The organism is Chitinophaga fulva (genome assembly GCF_012927205.1).
Taxonomy (GTDB): domain Bacteria; phylum Bacteroidota; class Bacteroidia; order Chitinophagales; family Chitinophagaceae; genus Chitinophaga; species Chitinophaga fulva.
The window spans coordinates 1,184,637-1,204,759 of the sequence record NZ_JABBGC010000002.1; the positions used below are offsets into that span (position 1 = coordinate 1,184,637).

Annotated in this window: 21 protein-coding genes; 9 read left to right on the forward strand and 12 right to left on the reverse strand. The window is 48.3% G+C overall.

Annotation, left to right across the window (positions count from 1 at the left end; all coding sequences use genetic code 11):
• Positions 1-73: 73 nt before the first annotated feature.
• Positions 74-1,153 (reverse strand): DUF1266 domain-containing protein, encoded by a 1,080-nt coding sequence (locus HHL17_RS21450; RefSeq protein WP_169226837.1) that lies wholly within the window; start codon positions 1,151-1,153, stop codon positions 74-76.
• 127 nt (positions 1,154-1,280) lie between these two features.
• Complete coding sequence (locus HHL17_RS21455; protein ID WP_240975929.1) at positions 1,281-2,579, reverse strand: TCR/Tet family MFS transporter; 1,299 nt, start codon at positions 2,577-2,579, stop codon at positions 1,281-1,283.
• Positions 2,580-3,049: 470 nt separating this feature from the next.
• Here HHL17_RS21455 and HHL17_RS21460 point away from each other — a divergent pair, with 470 nt between their 5' ends.
• Positions 3,050-3,796: an SDR family NAD(P)-dependent oxidoreductase gene (locus tag HHL17_RS21460; protein ID WP_169226838.1), complete on the forward strand. Its 747-nt coding sequence runs from the start codon at positions 3,050-3,052 to the stop codon at positions 3,794-3,796.
• Positions 3,797-3,819: 23 nt separating this feature from the next.
• Entirely contained in the window at positions 3,820-4,251 is a 432-nt protein-coding gene (locus HHL17_RS21465; RefSeq protein ID WP_169226839.1) for a MarR family winged helix-turn-helix transcriptional regulator, read from the forward strand.
• Positions 4,252-4,294: 43 nt separating this feature from the next.
• Here HHL17_RS21465 and HHL17_RS21470 read toward each other — a convergent pair whose 3' ends face one another.
• A complete protein-coding gene (locus tag HHL17_RS21470; protein ID WP_169226840.1) occupies positions 4,295-5,203 on the reverse strand; it encodes a TolB family protein in 909 nt (302 codons plus the stop codon).
• A 177-nt stretch (positions 5,204-5,380) separates the two neighbouring features.
• Between HHL17_RS21470 and HHL17_RS21475 the strand changes: the two genes are divergently transcribed.
• Entirely contained in the window at positions 5,381-7,318 is a 1,938-nt protein-coding gene (locus HHL17_RS21475) for a sensor histidine kinase (protein WP_169226841.1), read from the forward strand.
• The gene (locus HHL17_RS21480; RefSeq protein WP_169226842.1) at positions 7,315-7,938 is read left to right on the forward strand and encodes a response regulator; all 624 of its coding nucleotides are present in this window, start codon (positions 7,315-7,317) and stop codon (positions 7,936-7,938) included. The genes HHL17_RS21475 and HHL17_RS21480 overlap by 4 nt, the downstream gene beginning before the upstream one ends.
• Before the next feature lie 7 nt (positions 7,939-7,945).
• On the opposite strand, the gene HHL17_RS21485 is transcribed toward HHL17_RS21480, so the two are convergent.
• Together HHL17_RS21485 and HHL17_RS21490 are read right to left on the reverse strand one after the other, a co-directional pair.
• Entirely contained in the window at positions 7,946-8,164 is a 219-nt protein-coding gene (locus tag HHL17_RS21485) for a DUF4287 domain-containing protein (protein ID WP_169226843.1), read from the reverse strand.
• Between the two features lie 3 nt (positions 8,165-8,167).
• A complete protein-coding gene (locus HHL17_RS21490) occupies positions 8,168-8,599 on the reverse strand; it encodes a VOC family protein (protein ID WP_169226844.1) in 432 nt (143 codons plus the stop codon).
• Positions 8,600-8,714: 115 nt separating this feature from the next.
• Between HHL17_RS21490 and HHL17_RS21495 the strand changes: the two genes are divergently transcribed.
• The 3 genes from HHL17_RS21495 to HHL17_RS21505 all read left to right on the forward strand — a co-directional run bounded on the left by HHL17_RS21495 (position 8,715) and on the right by HHL17_RS21505 (position 10,612).
• Positions 8,715-9,695: a GlxA family transcriptional regulator gene (locus HHL17_RS21495; RefSeq protein ID WP_169226845.1), complete on the forward strand. Its 981-nt coding sequence runs from the start codon at positions 8,715-8,717 to the stop codon at positions 9,693-9,695.
• A 155-nt stretch (positions 9,696-9,850) separates the two neighbouring features.
• Complete coding sequence (locus HHL17_RS21500; protein ID WP_169226846.1) at positions 9,851-10,210, forward strand: hypothetical protein; 360 nt, start codon at positions 9,851-9,853, stop codon at positions 10,208-10,210.
• A 3-nt stretch (positions 10,211-10,213) separates the two neighbouring features.
• A complete protein-coding gene (locus tag HHL17_RS21505) occupies positions 10,214-10,612 on the forward strand; it encodes a hypothetical protein (RefSeq protein ID WP_169226847.1) in 399 nt (132 codons plus the stop codon).
• A 69-nt stretch (positions 10,613-10,681) separates the two neighbouring features.
• On the opposite strand, the gene HHL17_RS21510 is transcribed toward HHL17_RS21505, so the two are convergent.
• The 5 genes from HHL17_RS21510 to HHL17_RS21530 all read right to left on the reverse strand — a co-directional run bounded on the left by HHL17_RS21510 (position 10,682) and on the right by HHL17_RS21530 (position 16,279).
• On the reverse strand, positions 10,682-11,995 hold the full coding sequence (locus tag HHL17_RS21510) for a hypothetical protein (RefSeq protein WP_206156115.1): 1,314 nt from the start codon (positions 11,993-11,995) through the stop codon (positions 10,682-10,684).
• 86 nt (positions 11,996-12,081) lie between these two features.
• Complete coding sequence (locus HHL17_RS21515; protein ID WP_206156116.1) at positions 12,082-12,387, reverse strand: hypothetical protein; 306 nt, start codon at positions 12,385-12,387, stop codon at positions 12,082-12,084.
• Between the two features lie 356 nt (positions 12,388-12,743).
• The gene (locus tag HHL17_RS21520; protein WP_206156117.1) at positions 12,744-14,114 is read right to left on the reverse strand and encodes an OmpA family protein; all 1,371 of its coding nucleotides are present in this window, start codon (positions 14,112-14,114) and stop codon (positions 12,744-12,746) included.
• 529 nt (positions 14,115-14,643) lie between these two features.
• Positions 14,644-15,630, reverse strand: a complete 987-nt coding sequence (gene bioB / locus HHL17_RS21525) for a biotin synthase BioB (protein ID WP_169226851.1) — start codon at positions 15,628-15,630, stop codon at positions 14,644-14,646.
• Positions 15,631-15,667: 37 nt separating this feature from the next.
• Positions 15,668-16,279: a hypothetical protein gene (locus HHL17_RS21530; RefSeq protein ID WP_169226852.1), complete on the reverse strand. Its 612-nt coding sequence runs from the start codon at positions 16,277-16,279 to the stop codon at positions 15,668-15,670.
• Between the two features lie 239 nt (positions 16,280-16,518).
• Between HHL17_RS21530 and HHL17_RS21535 the strand changes: the two genes are divergently transcribed.
• The gene (locus tag HHL17_RS21535; protein ID WP_169226853.1) at positions 16,519-18,012 is read left to right on the forward strand and encodes an aminotransferase-like domain-containing protein; all 1,494 of its coding nucleotides are present in this window, start codon (positions 16,519-16,521) and stop codon (positions 18,010-18,012) included.
• A gap of 54 nt (positions 18,013-18,066) precedes the next feature.
• On the opposite strand, the gene HHL17_RS21540 is transcribed toward HHL17_RS21535, so the two are convergent.
• On the reverse strand, positions 18,067-18,342 hold the full coding sequence (locus HHL17_RS21540) for an RNA recognition motif domain-containing protein (protein WP_169226854.1): 276 nt from the start codon (positions 18,340-18,342) through the stop codon (positions 18,067-18,069).
• A 270-nt stretch (positions 18,343-18,612) separates the two neighbouring features.
• Here HHL17_RS21540 and HHL17_RS21545 point away from each other — a divergent pair, with 270 nt between their 5' ends.
• Complete coding sequence (locus HHL17_RS21545) at positions 18,613-18,915, forward strand: hypothetical protein (protein ID WP_169226855.1); 303 nt, start codon at positions 18,613-18,615, stop codon at positions 18,913-18,915.
• 26 nt (positions 18,916-18,941) lie between these two features.
• Here the strand turns inward: HHL17_RS21545 and HHL17_RS21550 are convergent, their stop codons facing one another.
• A complete protein-coding gene (locus HHL17_RS21550; RefSeq protein WP_169226856.1) occupies positions 18,942-20,060 on the reverse strand; it encodes a helix-turn-helix domain-containing protein in 1,119 nt (372 codons plus the stop codon).
• Between the last annotated feature and the right edge of the window lie 63 nt (positions 20,061-20,123).

Genomic DNA, 20,123 nt, shown 5'->3' on the forward strand with positions numbered 1-20,123 from the left:
TTTGATTTACGGATTTTTTGATTTGAAGAATGTCAAGCTTCTTTCTAAATTCAAAAATCCGTAAATCAAAAAATCAATTCAGTCCTCCTGGTTGTTGCTGCATACTTTTAGCAATGGCTAATTCAGTAGCATAGCCGGTAGCCATGGCCGGAGGTAGTGTTACGCCTTTGGGAGCGGGCCATGGCAATTGTTTCATGGGCCAGTCACAATTATCCCGGTAGTTGTCATAGGCCACCGTTCTTTCGTTGGATACTTCGTAACTATTGCTCCAGAAAGCGTTTCCGAGGCGGTAGTTATTATTGAAATCTTCAAAATTGTCGAATAACTCATATATATAGTCAGCCGCCTGCAATATGTTTTTCCAGGCTTCCTCAGCGGTTATATGCCCAGCCATATAAGCATCCCGGGAAATGGCAATGAGCCGCCAGCATTCGTATCCCCAGATCAGTTTAGGCGGACGGCCGTTAGCCCTGTGTTCGAGGCAGGACAGGATATATGATTCCGGCAGATTGGTCAGCGCCGCCAGCCGGTTGCTCACCTCATTATCGTTATTCCGCAGCGACATCGTCATGGTGAACGCTTCCGCATGATATCCGGTAGTCAGCAGCTGATTAGCCACCTTCCGGTAGTTTTCCGTAGTGAGGATGCCCCAGCTTTGGTCGAGGTCTTTTTTATAGAGGTTGGCGTCAGCCGGCCGGAACGTATGGTATTTTCCTGGTCCCTGTAAAACCGCCAGCGGATAATATTCCAATGTTTCGCTCCAGTAACCACCTTTGTAGATATCTACCAGTTCCAGCCGCAAAGCCTGTCTTTTATCTTCGCTCAGCCAGGTAGCACCGCTGGCCAGGTTGTAGCGTTGCTGTTCCCGCACCGGCAGTTTGCATAGATGCCACCCTACAAAAAGGAAGAGCCCTACCAATGTTATAAAAGAGGTTACCCCGATCCACTGTGCACCGGTAAGCGGTGCGGGGTCTTTGATCAGCTTCTGTACCAGTATAATCATGAAAAACAGATCGACGCCGGCAAAGCTAAAAAGCAGGACAGCAAAGGCATAGAGGACTGGCTGCTGGTGTTTGTATTTTTCAAAGTTTCTCCATTTGGCCCTGACAGGGAAATCCAACTCACGAGGGTGGTTCTGTAACAACGGTTTCATTATATATAAATCTTTCTACCTACGAAAGTACAACAACTTTTAAGGTTTCAAGAGTGCTGCTGCTTTTCTCAAAAATAAAAAGCCGTTTCCCTGTGAGGAAACGGCCTATCAAACGAATAATGATATATCAATGCATGGGTGTTTCCCCGATTGGAGCAGAACCTTTGATGACACCGGCCAGTTCGGGGTTCTCTCTTTTTTCGCGGGTCAGCACTTTATAAGTGATGATCACACTCAGCATCATACATACTGCTCCGATCAGGAAGTGCATGCCGGGGAAATAAAATGGTGCTTTGGCGGAGGTGAAATAAGCGAAGGTGCTGTTCATGATCAGCGGGCCTACCACGGTGGTGAGGCTCATGAGGCTCGTCAACGCGCCTTGCAGTTCTCCCTGCTGATTAGGCGGTACATGGCCGGAAATCACCGACTGGAGTGACGGGCCGCAGATACCACCGAGGCAGTAAGGGATCAGGAAGGCGAACATCATCCATCCTTGTGTGGCGAAAGCAAAAAGCAGCAGGCCGAGGGCGTATAAGGAGAGGCCGAGGTAGATGCTTTTTTCATTCCCGATTTTCGGGTTGATGACCCTTGTGAGTCCAGCCTGTACAGCACCTACCAGCACGCCTACCACAGCGAGGGAGATGCCCACCATTTTCTCGCTCCAGTTAAAGCGGTAGATGGTGAAGAAATTCCAGTTGCCCTGTACAGCCTGGCTGCCCAGGTAAATCAGGAAGAAGCTGAATGCCAGTCCGCCGATTTCAGGGTGACGGGTCAAAAACTTCAGGGAGCCGAATGGATTGGCCCGTTTCCACTCAAACGGCCGGCGGTTTTCTTTGCTCAGTGATTCAGGGAGCAGGAAGTAACCGTAGAGGCAGTTGAGCAGACAGAGTACGGCCGCCGCATAGAACGGGGCACGGATACCCCAGGTGGCCAGCAGGGCGCCCAGCGCAGGACCCAGCACAAAGCCCAGGCCGAAGGCAGCACCGATAAGTCCGAAGTTTTTGGCTTTGGAAGTTTCATCTGTGCTGATGTCTGCAATGTAGGCCGTAGCGGTGGTAAAGCTGGCGCCGGTAATACCGGCTACCACACGGCCTATGAACAGCCACCAGTAATGGGGCGCCAGGGCCAGGATAATGTAGTCAATACCGAAACCCAACAAGGACAGCAGTAGTACCGGACGACGCCCATAGCGGTCGCTCAGGTTGCCCACTACCGGTGCAAATAAAAACTGTGTGATGGCAAAAACAGATAATAACAGGGCGCCATAGGTGCTGGCTTCGTTGACCGGAATGTGTTTCAGTTGGGCAATCAGATCAGCCATTACCGGTATGATCAGCCCCCAACCCATCACATCAATCAACAACGTGATAAAAATAAAGCTGATGGCAGCTTTTTTGGAAGTGGTATGCATAGTAGTGAATTGCAAATAAACAGAATTGATTAAAAAGGGGAACAAAAATACGTTGCAGGCCGGAAAAAAGACGATATACATTCTCTTATTCCAAAGTTACCGCAGGCGCGGCAATGACGATACATATTTCTCCTGCCGGTATTCCTGCAGCTACTTTTACTAACGCGGAAAAGATGACACGGTTCATCTCCTTCCGTTGGCTTTGGTATCACTCGTAGATCATGGTTTCATTGTTTTATCAGGCTCTCAAAGGTACGCACCAACACACGATATCGAAAACAGATTCCGGCTGAAATACATGCGACAATCGGTAAAAACCATCATTTGACCGGTAAAACCGTCCTGAGCGGACCAGACGGTTGTCGGAGTGATGGCCTTGTGGGGCATTTATAATGCTTTCACACAAATGTTAAAATATGTAACCTTAATATTTTAATGACTAATCATTAATGACTAATCATTAAATTTGATTAAAATTGAACGACATGAAACGTTTTGAAAATAAGGTGGTACTGATCACCGGTGGCAACTCCGGTATTGGTAAGGCTTCCGCCATACTGGCGGCCCGTGAAGGCGCCCATGTGATGATTGCTGACCTGCGGCTCAACCAGCAAACACTGGACGAAATACAGCAGGAAGGCACAACAGCTGCCTTCGTTCAGTGCGACGTCTCCAAACCGGAAGACATGGAAGGAGCAGTGGCCGCCACGGTGGAGAAATTCGGCCGCCTCGATGTGGCACTCAACAACGCCGGCATCGTAGACGCCTCTCCCATCCATGAAAAAAGTATCGAAGAATGGCTGAAAGTAACCAGCGTAAACCTTAACGGCGTTTTCTACGGCATGAAATACGAAATTGCCCAGATGCGCCAACAAGCTACCGGCGGCGCTATCGTCAACATCGGTTCCATCATGAGCCAGGTGGGTGAAATGGGTATCGCGGCATATGCTTCTTCCAAACACGGACTGCTGGGCTTGACCAAAGTAGCGGCACTGGAGAACGGCACCAGCAACATTCGCATCAACACCATCGGACCGGGCTATATCGAAACACCGCTCCTGATGGACAACGCCTCCTCTGAAAGCCTCGCCTACATGGAATCCAAACATGCCATGAAAAGACTCGGCAAACCAACAGAAATCGCAAAGGCATTCCTATTCCTGGCCTCCGACGATGCCAGCTTCTGCACAGGTGCTTACCTTCCGGTTGACGGCGGTTACCTTTGCCAGTAAACAACTTTTTGTAGTTTTAGGCTATGAAAAACGCGGAAATACCTGTCCGGAGAAAGCTGGGCCTCCATCTTCTCCGGACCTTCAACTGGTCGTACGACCAGTCGCAGCTCTTTTTTGCCAACTTTGAGCTGACATCCCAGCAATACAATGTGCTAAAAATACTCCACATGGCTGCTCATCCCCTCTCCACCTCTGAAATACTGGAACAGATGGAAGAAAAAAATGCGGGTGTATCCCGGTTGGTAGACCGGCTCGTACTCAAAGGTTACGTGCACAAAACCGTCAACCCTGCCGATAAACGGCTGGTGGCGGTCAGCATCACTTCAGCCGGACTGGAGCGCGTTAAAAAAGTAGACCGCAATCTCGATAAACTGGACCTGGTATACGCTGCGCTGAACGATCAGGAAGTGGCGCAACTAAGCAAACTCCTGGAAAAAATACGGACAGGCCGGTAACTTCATAGCACCAGCCTGCCCTCCCTCTTTCCCAAACAAATGATCACCTCACCATTGGCCGGCTGGCACTGCAAATACGATTGCCATCAGATAGTATACGGGGAGCCACCGCGTCTGTATGCGGATCAATGGTGACTGTCTGTCCTGGCAGGTCCATCACCCGTATCTCTTTACAGTTACCACTCCAGTCCAGGGTAAAGAATATCTTTTTTCCATCGGCAGACCAGGCAGGGTACCACTCCTTTACGTCGCTGTTGGTCAGCTGCCGCATACCAGTACCATCGGGATTCATCACCCATATATGGTAATTGCTGGTAAAGAGCACGGAAGCGCCATCAGCGCTGACATCCAGTTGTCCGGGCACATCAGGGAACCGGCTCACATCGGCAATACGCGAAGCACTGGTGAGCTGAGGATTGCTGAGATAAAAACCTCCGGGCGCCGTCATTACCATACGGCCGTCTGGCAGCCAGGCATAATCTGACACTCCTTCAAAACCTGCTACCTGCTGGCCACTGCGGGTAAACACAGCCATAAATTTCCGGGGATAAGTACTGGCCGGCTGCCAGATAACGGCTATTTTACTTTTGTCCGGAGAGATACGCGGCACACCATTAACATACTGCCTCACCTGAAAAGAAGCCGCCACCTGTCCGCCGGTGGTATAAATAGTGAAAGTCACCTGATCAGACGACAGGCTCTCCTCATAGGCTACAATTTCGCTACCATCGCGACTTACATCGAACCGTTCCTGATGTGACATGCTGGCAATATCTATCAATTGCTGTTGCTGACCGCTGCGCAGGTCAAGTTTCATGAACCCTTTAAAGGAAGCATAATAAAGCGTACCCTGTGCCCCGCCTCCGGTCCCCCCGCCATTTTTGTCTTTGGAACAGGCCATCAGTAAAACCAGTAAACACAGGTGCATCAATGAAAGCATGGTCGTTTTCATATTAGTAGCATTGAAGGGTTAACAGCCAAAAGGAGCTGCATCACAAAGATCTGCCTCCGGCTGTCACCAGTCAATTCGCAGATGTACGGATTTTCCTCTCCCTGATTTTATGGAATTTCTGCCCTGCATATACGCCCTCCCCGCTATATTTGTATTATTGCCCTCAATTCTCCGACCATGAAAAACTTTTTAGCCCCGGTCATATTGCTTTTATGGTTAACCAGGCCCGCCCACAGCCGACAGACGCCTGACAGCCTGCTGCAATTGCTTCACCACTGCAGCACAGATACCGGCCGCACAAGCATACTCCTTCAGTTGGCGGAAATCAGCTCCCGGACGGGCGCTCCGGATAGTGCCCTACATTATGCACAGGACGCAGTGGCTATCAGTCGCCGGAGCAACAGCCGCCTGTATCAGTCTAAAGCCACGGCTATGCAGGGCACTATCCTGATGCGGTCTAATCATCTGGACGATGCCGTTCATTATTTTGAAGAAGCCCGGCAACTGCTGGAAAACGACACCAGTACCATCGCACGCAGAACACGCGCTAAAGCCACCGGTAACCTGTCAGTCGCACTCGGGAGAAAAGGGCTTGCAGACCGGGAACTGGCGTTACTTACCTCACTGGTGCCCGAATTCGAAGCATTACACGACACTGCCGCACTGGCGGTATGTCTGCACAACATATCTTCCAAAATGATCAACATTGGCCGCTACGATCAGGGGTATCGTTACATGTTGCGCAATATTGCCATGACAGAACAAAGTGGCACAAAGGAAAATACAGCCGGCTCCTATATCGATATGACCTCTCTGCTGTATAAGATGGACAGTATCTCCGCCATGCCGGCATATTTACACAAAGCGCGGTTACTGCTCGATCAGCTTCCCGCATCGCGGCAATGGAGCACCTACTATATCTATGCCGCCATGTATGCCAGTCGCACCGGACACTACAGCACCGCAGATACTTTACTGGCACAGGCCCGCACGGTCATTGATAAATTCGGTGACCGGCCTAACCTGTTCAATTATTATACCGCGATGTTACAACAACAGAAAGCGCAACACCTGTGGAAAGCCGCACTCACGACCGCTGCCACGCTCCGGCATATGGGCGAAGAAGATAAACTTCCCTACTTCCGGCTCAGTGGACTGAAAGATATGGCCGAGTTGGAAGACAGGCTGGGGCACCCTTTGCAGGCACTGGCACTTTACAAACAATACCAACCGCTCAGAGACAGCCTGCGGCAGCAGGAGATGGACCTGCGTATCAATGACCTGGAAATCCGGCATCGGACCCTGGAACAGGAAAAGAAAATACTGGCCCTTCAAGCTACCGGTGAAGCGCAGGAAAAAACGTTGCAGCAGGCGCGCAACCGGCAACTACTCCTTGGCAGTCTCGCCGGCCTGGTGTTACTGGGTATCCTGTTCTTCATTTTCTATTATCGTAACAAAAGAAAAATCATCCGGCAGGAACTGGAGCAGGTGCGGCAACAACAGCGCCTCACGTCCTATACCTCTATGCTGGAAGGACAAGAGCAGGAAAGACTACGGCTGGCGCGTGATCTGCATGATGGCCTCGGTGGCACGCTCACCGCTTTAAAGATCCAGCTGGACCAGATCACCGACCGCCCCTCCACAGAAGCAGTAGCTACTTCCGCTCGCAGACTTGAAACCGCCATTGCTGATCTGCGGCAGATTTCCAGGAACATGATGCCGGAAACCCTGTTGCGGTATGGCCTGACAGAAGCGCTGAAAGATTTCTTCGAGACCGTCCGCCAGTCCGGTTTGCAGGTCCGGTTCCATCACTATGGACTGGAACAGCTCTCCAATAATACCATTCAGCTGATGATATACCGGATTATTCAGGAACTGGCCACCAATGTGGTACGGCATGCCTATGCCACAGAAATGCTGGTCCAGGCAACACTGGAAGAAGGGTTGTTACTGATTACAGTAGAAGATAACGGCGCAGGCTTCGATACTGCGGCAGCCTACACCGGCGCCGGACTCACGAATGTACGGGCACGTGTGGATTATTTAAATGGTAAAACAGAGATCATCTCCCGGAAAAACGGCGGGGCAGTGATCAACATAGAATGCAGACCATGATCGATATACTGATTGCAGACGACCATCCGCTCATTACAGAAGGGCTGCGCTCTTTTCTGCGGACCAAAGATGATTTCCGTATTGCCGGCACCGCCGCCAATGCAGCAGAAACGATGGCGATGATACAGCGTACGCCGGCATCTATACTGCTGCTGGATGTGAACCTGCCGGACGGCAACGGTGTGGACCTTTGCAGCAGTATCAGAAAAACCGCGCCGGACCTGCGTATTCTGGGGTTGAGCAATTACAGCGAAAGGAGTGTGATACTACGCATGTTCAACAACGGTGCTTCTGGCTATGTATTGAAAAGCGCGCCTATGGAAGAATTGGAGAAAGCCATTCAGATCGTGGCTTCCGGGGGCATTTACTTCGGGGAAGGTGTACAGCAGGTGCTGACCGGATTGGCAGCAGATGCCCTGACGGAAATGCCGCCCATTACTCGTCGTGAAAAGGAGGTGCTGCTATGGCTGGCTCAGGGACTGAGTTCCCCACAGATCGGAGAAAAGATTTTCATCAGCGCCGTCACTGTTGACAGCCATCGCCGCAGCCTGATGCAAAAGCTGAAAGTCAACAATACCGTGTCGCTGCTTAACCGGGCCAGAGAATGGGGGCTTATATAAAGCCGCCCTACTCTCTTTTGCCCGTGAAATAAGCATAGAGGGACATGGCATGCCCATGCCCCAGTTCATATTCTTCTTTCAGCCATGCCACGATCTGCCCGGCTTTCACACCCGGCTTCAACGTTCCTTTTTCCACCAGCCCTTTTTTCTCTGCCAGTTTCTGAAAATCTTCAGGAGACTTGCCGGTTTGTTTCTGGATATTATCCAGGTACGCTTGAAAAGACATCGCTTAGCTATTTTGCGGGTAATTGTAATTCAGCATCCATTTTATTCCGAACCGGTCTTCACACATGCCAAAATAAGCGCCCCAGAATGTTTTGTTGACGGGCATTTCCACTTTACCGTCGGTGGACAGGGTCTCGAACAACTGCTCCAATTCCTGCTCTGAATCAGTATTGATCACCAGGTGTATATTATTTCCCAGTACCAGTTTTTGTTCCATGGATTCCAGGAAATCTGTGCCCATCAGCACTGCGCCGCTTTTAGTCGTCAGGCTCATATGCATGATTTTACTGCGTTCATTAGCCGGCATTTTCTCAGAGCCGGGCGTATCACTAAAACGGGACAGTGAGGTGATCTCACCTCCAAAAACCGTCTTATAAAAATTCATGGCCTCTTCGGTGTTACCCATGAAATTAAAGTAGGTGGTCATAGCCTGCATAGTATTATCATTTTTTGATGACACAAAGGTAAAGACCAAATCCCATCTATCTAAAGGGCGAATACGACAACCTTAGGTAGGTATTTGCGTCATTTGTTGTGCTTATCTTTGACACATGGTCCACATATACATCCTTACGATTCGCAATGCGCTGGTGGCATCTATCGCTGATTGCCGGCATTTGTTTGATACGGTCAACGAGTTTCTGGTGGAGAAAGGGAAGCCTCCCATCTTTGAAGTACGGTTGGCCGGCATGACTGCTGAAGTACAATATGAACGCGGCGCTTTCTCTGTTCGCCCGGATGTATTGCTGGATGCAGTTACCGATGCGGACCTGATCATTATTCCGGCACTTACGGGAGATATGAATACCGCTGTTATGCTCAACAGGGAATATATACTCTGGGCTGCCTCGCAATACAAAGAAGGCGCTGAAGTGGCCAGTCTGGGATCAGGTGTATTTCTGCTGGCTTTTTCCGGTTTATTGAAAGGCAGGCAATGCACCACACACTGGTATTGCGCCAACGAACTGAAGTTCTACTATCCCGCTATTGAAGTGGTAGATGAACGGATGATTACTGACCAGCAAGGCCTGTACTCCAGCGGTGGCGGCAATGCCTACTGGAACCTGCTGCTGCACCTGGTGGAAAAATACGCCGGCCGTGAAATAGCCATTTATACCGCAAAGTATTTCGCTGTCGACCTGGATAAGAATGTACAATCCCCTTTCATCGTTTTCCACGGACTAAAGGACCATGACGATGATGTGATCAGAGAGTCGCAGGCCTATGTAGAAAAACACTACCGGGAAAAATTCACCGTCGATGAACTGGCCGTTCAATTCAATATGAGCCGCCGCACCTTTGAAAGACGCTTCAAAAAAGCCACCCGTCACACCGTGGCGGAATATGTACAACACGTCAGAATTGAAGGCGCCAAAACCCAGCTTGAAATCGGAAGAAGGTCTATCCAGGAAGTAATGGTCTATACCGGTTACACCGACATGCAAACCTTCCGGGAGGTCTTCCGGCGTATTACTGGTATGACGCCGGTGGAATACAAAAATAAATACGCCCGCAGGTCAACTGCCGGATAAGCCTTCTGTCGAAGCCGCCAGATTGCATTTCCACTAAAACACCTTCCCTATCCCATGGTCTTCTTGCCGCTTTTTCCTTCAACTAATTTTCAATATTTTTTGAAAATACAGAAACTTTAAATAGTTTTGACATCAGAAAAGCAAACCTACAAGCCATGAACATCCTTGCCTATCTGATCTACTTTGCCATCACTTACCTGATCACTGTACATGTTGGGCTTCGTTTTTACCGGAACGGCAAGGTATTCATCCACGGCCTGATACCACAGGATACGGCCTTATGCGAAGCCATTAACAACATTCTGCTTACGGGGTATTATCTGGTCAACATTGGTTATGCCACTGTGATGATCTCTTTCTGGAAGACCATCCATAACATCACGGAACTGATAACGGAAATAACAGCCAGCTCGGGGTTAATTATCCTCACATTGGGATTGCTGCACTGTTTCAATATGAGCGCCATCTATTACATCAGCAGAAAAAAACAATTACTTCATCCCATAAAACCATAACATATGCATCCCGCATTTAATTTTTCCGCCTACCTGATTTACCTGCCTGTCGTCGTAGTAGTGACCTGGCTTGTAGCCTGGATACTGTTTAAAAACAGTAAAGTATTTATGATCGATATTTTCCACGGCAAACAAGACCTTGCACTGGCGACCAACAAACTCTTTGAAACCGGGTTCTATCTGCTTAACATCGGTTTTGCTTTTTGGATCATGAAAATCGGAGTAGAACTGAGCAGCCCGCGCGAACTGATGGAAGTGCTGAGCAGCAAGCTGGGCGGCTTCTTCATCTATCTCGGCATCATGTTGTTCCTCAATCTCTACCTGTTTTTCCGGGGAAGGAGAATCTCTAAATCCCGTCAAACTAATATAAATCCTACAGCCGGCCTTCATCCATTATCCTGAATAAAAAAGAAGTGGCCATCTCCATATGTAGGAGACGGCCACTTCCTGTCTTGCTACAAAAAAGACAGCTTATCGTATTACCTGCAATTGATGACTCCCAGCGGGTTTATGTAATAACAGGCTATAAATTTTGTACTTGTTATCCGCAATGCCAGTCATAGCCGATTCCCCTCTCAATGCATCATCTGTCCGGATCAAGCCTACCACTCTCCCATTTCCAAAAAATTTCAGCTCATAGTGCTCCAGCGGTAACATATCAAGGTTGGAGGTTTTTATTTTCGCAAAGCGGTCCCAGGTATCGGCGGCATCACCGGGTTTATTCTGGAACAGCGCCTGTTCTACCTCTACCTCACGATTGTACACCAACCCGGCTATTTCATCCATTTTACGGTCTGCCATCAGCTGGCGGTACCGGAGATAAAATGCCAGCACTTCTGTTGTCAACCGCGCTTTGTCTTCTTTTCTCAGGTCCTGGCTTTCACTCCAGCCTTTGAGATGGTACGGTGTAGTGGCCTCTAACACGCCGGTATACTCCAGGTAAGGCACATTATCCTGTTGCACTTCCGGCATTTTATAGCGGAACAGCTGTTTATATTCCTTGGGCGTTTCTTTATCATCATCGCCTGCCACCACCTTTACTTCGAGGCCACAATTCTTTGCCAGTAAAAAACGAGCCATTTTATCATTGTCATCTACCTGGGGAAATACCCGGATAGTAATGGCTTGTTTTCCGCTTTTGAGAATAAGGGGCGATACCGGAAAAACGGTGCCGCCCTGATTTCCCGAGCCATAAAACGAATATGCCGGCATATCATTTATCAGCACTTCATAGGTACAGTTGTAGCTATTCATGTCCAGGTAAAAGTGTGGATTGTAGTCGTATTTTTTTATCAGCTTATAACTGCTGAGGTATTTTTCTTTGATACCCTGGTTCTTCGTTTCTTTATTTGCATTTGTTTCTGCTATCAAACGACTCGTTTGTATCAGCACGTCGTACACATATTTCCGGATAGACGCCGGTAGCGCGCTGGTGTCTGAATCTATCTGGTAATATAGTGATGGCCGGTTATTAAACCCCAGCTCAATCAGGACGGCCGGTTGGTCGTGGCAATACAGGCAACCCCAATTAGCCGTGTTACCAGCGGTGAACAACAGTCCGGGAACAGCATCGATGATAAACCGGCTTTGTTGCCACTGTTCTGCCGATTGCTTTACCACCGAAGAATCAACAGCGGGACCATTGGTGTCCAACCAGGTGCGCTCCAGTTCACGAGGCGTAATTTTATATGTCGCACGCAGGCCCATAGACATCACGCCAAACTTTACCCATTCCGGGGAATTGTTGGCTGATGTTGTTTGCGCTGATACACAGACGCTCACCATTAGCAAACATATGAGGGGAAACAAATATCTGCCCATACCAATAACTTTAATTAAAGGGTTGTTCTTTTTGTATAAACTTATCTTCTTTATTTTTTGAAGAAGGTATACTGTACAGTCGTATCGGGAAACTGTAAGGCTATCCGGCTGCTATCCCGCCAGCTTTGCACCACCTGAACTGACTGTACGTCTTCCAGCTTAGCGGTACCTATGTTATCTCTCATTTCAATGTACGAAACACTTCCTTCCAACCGCTCTGCCACCACATAAGTTTTGATAATCTCTACATCGCCCCGGACCATCGGGCTTTTAGCGGACAACTGTATCCGGTAATGATCCGGCAACTCTTTCCGGAAAGTTGCATCCATACCAAAGCCTGTAATAACGATTCCCATGAAAATTATTCCCATTGGTAAAATTGAAAGCACGGTGAGGAACACCAGTAACCCCGCATATATCTTAATCAGTCTTTGTTTAAAATAATGAATGATAATATACAGGGTAAAAACGAGCCATCCAATAAATAAAATCCTGTCTGGCCAGTATCCCCGGATACTAACGCCGGCGCTTATATCAAGCAATAGGTTCAAAAATAACACACAGGTCAGTACAGCATATGCTTGTTTATCTCTCGCAATTGTCATAGCAGCAGGGAACGTTGTTGCGTACAAGGTACAAAAAAAGCTGTTCCGTAAGAGGAACAGCTTTTTATTATTTGAAGGCAAGTTAAAAAATGGATGTTATAAGAAGATTAGTACAAAGTGAATTCTACTCTTCTGTTCTGCTGACGGCCAGCGGCAGTCTTGTTGGTGGCAATAGGCTGCGTAGAGCCGTAACCGGTAGCTTCAATCCGCGAAGGATTAGCACCTTTGGACACCAGGTAAGATTTGATAGATTCCGCACGTTCTTTGGAAAGACGCATGTTAGTGGCTGCGGAACCGGTGTTATCGGTATGACCGGCGAGTTTCAGGCTGAAGTTTTTCTCAACCAGCAGGCTGGCTACCTTATCAAGGCTGGCGAAAGAGTTAGGACGGATAGTGGCTTTACCCAGATCAAATTCCAGGTTGTCGATCGCGTCTTTTACTACTTTCTTATCAGCTTCCGTGATGATAACTTTTTCTTTTACTACCTGTACAGGAGCCGGCAGCGGGCAACCAGCGCCATCTACTTTAGTACCGGCAGGCGTGTTCGGGCATTTGTCCAGGTAATCAGGAACGCCGTCACCGTCTGTATCGCGTTTCATGCCGTCCACTTCATCTTTCAACTGACCAATAGCAGCCTGATTGCGGGCATCGCTTTCTGCCAGGGAAGTTTTCAGTGCAGCGTTTTTGCTCCACAGGTCTTCTGCCAGTTGTGCAGCCGGATTTACGACAGCCAGCTGTGGTTTTCTTTTCTTACCGAGTGCAAATTCAAGACCCAGTTTTGCAGTAGAAAACTTGTCTTTGTTACCGCTGTTCACACCGTCAAACACTTTGCTGTTCACAAAGTTTGTGTTATAGGCCAGGTCGATGTTTACGCCCGGAGCCACTACAAACTTGGCGCCTACGCCAACGGGGATGAACATTTCAGTATGCGTGGATTTGCCACCGCTGGTTTTTACAGCAGTTTCTGTTCCATCAGCAGCGGTAACAGTAGGTTTGAATGCCATCGCACCAGCACCAACAGATACGTAAGGAATCACAAAGCTCTGTTTGTTGATCCAGTTGATAGAACCCAGGCTGAATACACCACTCAGTGATGCAGACCAGTCAATATCTGTCGAGAAAGATTTGATGCCGCCGGCCAACGGTGCACCATGGATATCAGTCAGTGTCTGCGATGCCTTGGTAGCGCCTTTTACCTGTCCGCGCATGAAGTCCGCCTGCAGGCCAAAGTTGTGGAATATTTGTTTCTTCACGTACGCACCATATACAAAGCCAACATTCTTAAAATCGAAGTTATTGAAGTAGTAGGGACCGCCAAATGGGCCAAAAGCTGCGGAACCACCGCCCCATGCACCTACAGACCACGTACGATAATCTTTTACGCCATTGAAGGGAACAACACGATTTGTTTTCAGGGTACTGTCCTGGTCCTGCGCAAAAGCAACTCCGGATAAAGCAAGTACAGATGAAGTCATCATGATAGACTTCCCAAATTTCGTAAACATCCTCATAAATAATTAGTATTGGGTTAAATTATATAATCTGTTCTATGTATAACAAGTCTAAAGTTGTCAACAATCAAGGTACCTTTGTTAGAACAGACTGGCTATTTACAAAGTCTGTGCCAAGAGCAAAAACACGTTTCAAAGCACCACCACCAAACCAGCTACCACAGCCAATTTAAAACGGATATAAAAAAATCGCCTACACCCTATCTCCTTATCTACTGACCCATCACATAATATTTTTTCAAACTAAATAATTATCGTTTATACGTTTTAGTTATACATCCTTACTTTTTTTCACGGAAACAACCAAAATTATTCATAAAAAAATCCCTTTACACCGGAAGATGTAAAGGGACTGTTTCAAAAAGATGTTCCTGTAATTACTTATTGGTCATGGTACCGTAAAGGCATATACGAACTTATACCATTTTTGGAATAAAAATCAAAAAGCCCGCGCGCAATGCGCAGGCTTTTTCTGTATTATTAGCCAGCTATGTATTTAGCAGGCTGACACTTCTTTTTTGTTGGGCATCGGCTGCAGGCCGAGGTTCTGCAGCATCTGCATATCTTCTGAAACACCAGGGTTAGGTGTTACCAGCAGTGTTTGTCTTTCTCCGGTGAAGATGGAATTAGCACCGGCCATAAAACACCAGGCCTGTTCAGATTCTGTCATCTCGATGCGGCCGGCGGTGAGACGTACCGTGGATGCAGGCATCACTATGCGCGCAGTGGCGATCATGCGTACCATATCCCAGGCATCTACTTTGGGATTGTCTTCCAGCGGCGTGCCTTTTACCCGGGCCAGTGCGTTGATGGGCACAGATTCCGGATGTTTGGGCATCGTAGCCAACGTGAGCAGCATGGAGATACGGTCGCGGTGTGTTTCCCCTAAACCGATAATACCGCCGGAGCAAACGGTGATACCGGCTTTGCGCACGTTATTGATGGTGTTGATGCGGTTATCAAAATTACGGGTGGAAATAATCTCTTTATAGTATTCTTCTGAAGTGTCCAGGTTGTGATTGTAGGCATGCAGACCGGCTTCCTGCAAGCGGATTGCCTGTTCTTCTGTAAGCAGGCCGAGGGTGCAGCATACTTCCAGGCCCAGGTCATTTACGCCTTTCACCATGTCGATAACACGGTCAAAGTCGCGGTTGTCTCTTACTTCCCGCCATGCTGCGGCCATACAGAAACGGGTGGAACCGTTGTCTTTTGCCTTCTGCGCATGTGCGATCACCGTTTCAGTGGGCAACAATGCCTGTACTTTGATATCGGTGTGGTACCGGGCTGCCTGCCCGCAATAGGAGCAATCTTCCGGGCATCCGCCTGTTTTGATGGACAAGAGGGTACACACCTGTATTTCCCGCGCGGAATGGTATTCGCGGTGAATGGTAGCTGCCTGATAAACCAGATCCAGCAGGGGCTGGTCATAAATAGCCTGGATCTCTTCGAGTGTCCAGTCGTTTCTGATAGCTGTTGCGTTCATGCTTCCTGATTAAATTTAACTCGTTATGTAAGTGTCTTTATGCGTATTGTGCCAGTTCCTGCCCGATGGCTGCCAGCCAGTTATCGAACAGCTGCTGCTCCAGTCCTTCCACATGCCGCGCATGTATTTCCCAGTCAGGTGCGAAGTCCTGTAACTGCTTCATCATTTCTTCCAAATGACCTTCTTCTTCCACGATAATGGAGCGGACCATCACCTTGCTGCCGGCCTTGTCCAGTTCGGCCTGATATACCGGGTACAAGGCATCTGCACGCACTTCTATGGCATACGTCACGAAGAGGTAGGCCGCATACCTGAGCTGGCTGCCCTGCAGCCCGAAGGTGTTTTTAAGATACCGGCAGGCCTGCATGTCCAGCTGGTGCAGGTAATGCCGCGTCTGATGCGGCGCCAGCAATTCGTGCAACTGGTAGGTCTTACAGGTATCAGCGCTTACTTTAGCGATTTGTTTTTTCAGGTAATAGGCGTGGCGATGCTCTTCCGCCGCATGTTTCAGCTGAATAAAATCCACGAGGGTGGGATGCTCACAAGCTGAAATCTTGCGGGCGCCGGCATTCTCCATAAAAGAGAGTGTGTTCAGCCATTTAGCATGCAGGTCGTTGTGTCCAACGATATGTTGCAGTATATCTTGCATATGTCATTCGTTTCCAGTCAAAAGTAACCGGTTACCGGATGACTCAACTGGGCCAGTTTTGATATGATAGCTAGTCCGGATACTTGACCAGCCAGGCAACCGGATCCCAAAATCACGCCAATCATCTTACTACAACCTAAATATCATCTATATAAATATTATATAAAATAATATAAATAGATTATAAAGGAGAAATAAGATAACTTGCCGGACTATTTAACAGAAACATTTTCATCAGCATGAGCAGTCCGGTTCCTTATAAGAGTTTTGTACATATAGATCGGCAATCAACAACAGCCATCTACCTACAGATCGCGCATCAGCTGATCAACGCCATCCAGCGCGGCTACCTGGTGACAGGCACCAAACTGCCCGGTACCCGCCAGCTCAGCGAACTACTGGAAGTGAACCGCAATACCATTGTGGCGGTGTACGAGGAATTGGACACCCAGGGCTGGATAGAAACACGGCCCAACAAAGGCACCTTTATCTTCGGGAAAACAGCAGGCCGGCCACAGAAAATACGCACCACGCCGGATACACCGCTGGCCCGCTATCCCAAAGAAACGGGCTTCGACTTCCGCCAATCCAGCCTGCTCGACAACCCGTTTGAACATTCCTCCTGCGAGTACGTGTTCAACGACGGCACACCAGACATCCGCCTTACCCAGGTAAGCCACCTCTCCAGTCTCTACAGCGGCCATCTCAAACGTAAAAGCAACCACCGTAAACTGGGATACTACAACCAGGACGGCAGTGAGTTCTTCAAAAAACACCTGTCCAATTACCTGAACCAGTCCCGCGGCTTGCATATATCCAAAGACAATATTCTCATTACCCGCAGCACGGAGATGAGCGTATATATCACCTCGGAAATATTACTATCCCCCGGAGACACCGTGCTGGTGGGGTCATTGAGTTACTTTTCTGTCAACATGATCTTTCAGAAGTCCGGCGCCCGCATACTTTCCGTTCCTATTGATGAAGATGGCATCGATGTAGACGCTGTGCGCCGCATCTGCGAAAGACAACGCATCCGCATGTTGTACATCACGCCGCACCACCACTACCCTACTACGGTGACGCTCAGCGCGGAACGCCGTATAGCCCTGCTGCACCTTGCCTCCGAATTCGGTTTCGTGATCCTGGAAGACGATTACGACTATGACTTCCACTATGACAACAGCCCGGTGCTACCCCTCGCCAGCGCCGATACCAACGGTATGGTGGTATACACCGGCGCATTCGGGAAGTCACTCGCACCGGGCTTCCGCACCGGTTTTATCATAGCGCCTGAAAACCTCATGACTGAAATGCGTAAACATCTCGGTATCATCGACCGGCAAGGTGATGTCCTCATGGAACAAGTACTTGGTGAAATGATTGAATCCGGAGAGATCCACCGCTACCTTAAAAAATCCCTCAAAGTATACCGGGAGCGGCGCGACCATATTGTAGACGTGATGCAGGAGGAACTACAGGATTTCATGGAACTGCGCAAACCGGCAGGCGGCCTCGCCGTATGGACCCGCTGGAAACGGCCTATTAACCTGATGCAGCTCGGGAAAGCATGCTCCCGGAACAACCTCTTTATCCCCAAAACGCTGTTATATCAGCATAAAGACCTTACCGCCATGCGGTTGGGGTTTGGGCATTTTACCCAGGAAGAAGCAGCGGAGAGTGTACGGATATTGAAACAGGGCGTGCTGGAAGTGATGGGGAAAGGGCAATAAAAAAATGCCTGCTCCGGTGCACCGGAACAGACATTGCATTCACTATAAACATACCTATCGATAGCGGTTCTGGTAACCGGACCTTTCTCTTGGAGGCGGTGCTTCCGCAACACTCATAACACGGCCATCGATCTCCTTTCCGTTAAGCTCAAGGATCGCTTTTTCCCCTTCCAACCTGTTTGGCATCTCTACAAAACCGAAGCCCTTGCTTTTGTTGGTGAATTTATCCTCGACAATTCTCGCAGATGAAATCACGCCATATTCAATAAACAGGTTGACAAGATCCTCAATCTGGAAATTATACCCCAGATTGGATACATAAATGTTCATTGGAGCTAAAAATTAAACGTTAAAAATATCTGAGAAGAATGCAGTGTAAAGTAAAATAACCTGGCGAAAGCATGGTAGCTTACAGAAGCGATAAAACTCAAATTCGGCTAAAGGTACGTTTAATTTAATCATTTTGGGGAAAAAGATAATCTCCGCCTATTATTGCGTATCTTTGGGGGTAGTGTGTACATCTACTCAGAGACTGGCCTATAATTTAACGAGACAGACTATCAGACCCTATTTTAAAATTGACCTTTTTAAGAAACTGTTATGCCCAGAGAAGATCAAAACCTCATGACGTCATTTGATAGAATCGCTTTCAGTATTCTGATCACTACTTTCGGAGAGTTTTCTCTATATACCCAAAACATAGACAGGCATCAGCAAGAAAACATTTTCAGGCAATGGCAGCAGAAGTACAGTATTCATTTACGACAAAAGCTGGATCAGGCCGCTACATCTTTCATTTCTGAAAACCAATCCATGCTGACGGTCGATTGGCTGCAGAAAAAGATCGGGATTCTCATCCAGCACTATCTGCAGGTTTTTGCACAGCGGGCACAGACGATTTGACGGAATACCGCAAAGGTTGAGGGCGTTTATGAAAAAGTCGGCTGCTCGTGCTTTTGCTTCAATAACCACACACTAGGCGTCTCCCCTATAATTTTCTTGAAATAGGTATTAAAAGAAGATTTGGCTTTAAAGCCGCAATCATAAGCTACCATGAGGATATTGACCGGCAGGCCTTTTTCCTGTATGCTTTTCATCATAGCCGCAGCACGGAGAATGCGGTATTCATTGATATATTGATAGAACGACTTATGTGCGTAGGCGTTCAACGTTTCGGACACATAGTATTTATTGACCTGTACTGCCTCCGCAAGTTTATCGAGGTTTAGGTCCGCATCAGTATACAGTGCTGTTTTCCGTATGTGGTCTTCCAGCTTTTGCCATACCTGTTGCTGCTCTTCCGCGCTCAACTGCGTTTTCCTTACCGAAGTAGCCGGAGCTGCCGGTGCAACAAGCGGTGCCTCCGATTCAGGCGCATGTGCCGGCACTGCGGCGATGCCTGTATACCGGTAACGCAATATATCAATACAAATAAATGACAGTAACGTATACACGATATTACGGCACCAGATCATAGCATCCGGCGGGCTTCCCCATATAAAATCAAACAGGTAAAACAACGTAGATACAATACCGATAGCCATCAGCGAGATGGCCATATGTGTGACCAGGCCCCTGTCAGCACCCGCTGGCAGGCTCCTTCGCATGTTCAGTACCAGCGCGGCATAGATAATGCCCGATGCAATAAACAGCCACGTAGAGGATTGATTGTACAGGTCCAGCGCTTTATGCCCCGCTGGCGTGTATACATACAACAGGCACGCCACTGCCAGGTAAGCCACCGCAGCCACCAGGAAAGGAATAAAATGCTGCCAGTGCAATGCAGGAATATATTGCTCATCCTTCCGCTTTTTCACGTACATGTATGCCAGCGGACCGTAACAAAAACCAATGAAGGTGTTCATCTGGGTACGTACATGCATGTCCGATACAATCGTGAAGATGTAAAATTTAATCAGTAAATGAGTGGCAATGCAGGTAAGCAGCACCAGCAACAAGGAATCTGCCTTGTCATTCAGTTTTCTTTTCCATAACAACAGGATAGCCATCAACGCCTGGAAGGCCCCAATAGTAATGATGTATATCATGCCCCTAAATTATATATCCATTATTATGGCAATGTTAAGTCCCCCGTTTTAACACCACCTCAC

What these genes read in the sequence shown, in the direction of transcription:
- HHL17_RS21450 (WP_169226837.1), bottom strand. Translation starts at nt 1,153, where the DNA reads ATGAAACCGTTGTTACAGAACCACCCTCGTGAGTTGGATTTCCCTGTC.
- HHL17_RS21460 (WP_169226838.1), top strand. Translation starts at nt 3,050, where the DNA reads ATGAAACGTTTTGAAAATAAGGTGGTACTGATCACCGGTGGCAACTCC.
- HHL17_RS21465 (WP_169226839.1), top strand. Translation starts at nt 3,820, where the DNA reads ATGAAAAACGCGGAAATACCTGTCCGGAGAAAGCTGGGCCTCCATCTT.
- HHL17_RS21470 (WP_169226840.1), bottom strand. Translation starts at nt 5,203, where the DNA reads ATGAAAACGACCATGCTTTCATTGATGCACCTGTGTTTACTGGTTTTA.
- HHL17_RS21475 (WP_169226841.1), top strand. Translation starts at nt 5,381, where the DNA reads ATGAAAAACTTTTTAGCCCCGGTCATATTGCTTTTATGGTTAACCAGG.
- HHL17_RS21480 (WP_169226842.1), top strand. Translation starts at nt 7,315, where the DNA reads ATGATCGATATACTGATTGCAGACGACCATCCGCTCATTACAGAAGGG.
- HHL17_RS21485 (WP_169226843.1), bottom strand. Translation starts at nt 8,164, where the DNA reads ATGTCTTTTCAAGCGTACCTGGATAATATCCAGAAACAAACCGGCAAG.
- HHL17_RS21490 (WP_169226844.1), bottom strand. Translation starts at nt 8,599, where the DNA reads ATGCAGGCTATGACCACCTACTTTAATTTCATGGGTAACACCGAAGAG.
- HHL17_RS21495 (WP_169226845.1), top strand. Translation starts at nt 8,715, where the DNA reads ATGGTCCACATATACATCCTTACGATTCGCAATGCGCTGGTGGCATCT.
- HHL17_RS21500 (WP_169226846.1), top strand. Translation starts at nt 9,851, where the DNA reads ATGAACATCCTTGCCTATCTGATCTACTTTGCCATCACTTACCTGATC.
- HHL17_RS21505 (WP_169226847.1), top strand. Translation starts at nt 10,214, where the DNA reads ATGCATCCCGCATTTAATTTTTCCGCCTACCTGATTTACCTGCCTGTC.
- HHL17_RS21510 (WP_206156115.1), bottom strand. Translation starts at nt 11,995, where the DNA reads ATGGTGAGCGTCTGTGTATCAGCGCAAACAACATCAGCCAACAATTCC.
- HHL17_RS21515 (WP_206156116.1), bottom strand. Translation starts at nt 12,387, where the DNA reads ATGGGAATCGTTATTACAGGCTTTGGTATGGATGCAACTTTCCGGAAA.
- HHL17_RS21520 (WP_206156117.1), bottom strand. Translation starts at nt 14,114, where the DNA reads ATGATGACTTCATCTGTACTTGCTTTATCCGGAGTTGCTTTTGCGCAG.
- bioB (WP_169226851.1), bottom strand. Translation starts at nt 15,630, where the DNA reads ATGAACGCAACAGCTATCAGAAACGACTGGACACTCGAAGAGATCCAG.
- HHL17_RS21530 (WP_169226852.1), bottom strand. Translation starts at nt 16,279, where the DNA reads ATGCAAGATATACTGCAACATATCGTTGGACACAACGACCTGCATGCT.
- HHL17_RS21535 (WP_169226853.1), top strand. Translation starts at nt 16,519, where the DNA reads ATGAGCAGTCCGGTTCCTTATAAGAGTTTTGTACATATAGATCGGCAA.
- HHL17_RS21540 (WP_169226854.1), bottom strand. Translation starts at nt 18,342, where the DNA reads ATGAACATTTATGTATCCAATCTGGGGTATAATTTCCAGATTGAGGAT.
- HHL17_RS21545 (WP_169226855.1), top strand. Translation starts at nt 18,613, where the DNA reads ATGCCCAGAGAAGATCAAAACCTCATGACGTCATTTGATAGAATCGCT.
- HHL17_RS21550 (WP_169226856.1), bottom strand. Translation starts at nt 20,060, where the DNA reads ATGATATACATCATTACTATTGGGGCCTTCCAGGCGTTGATGGCTATC.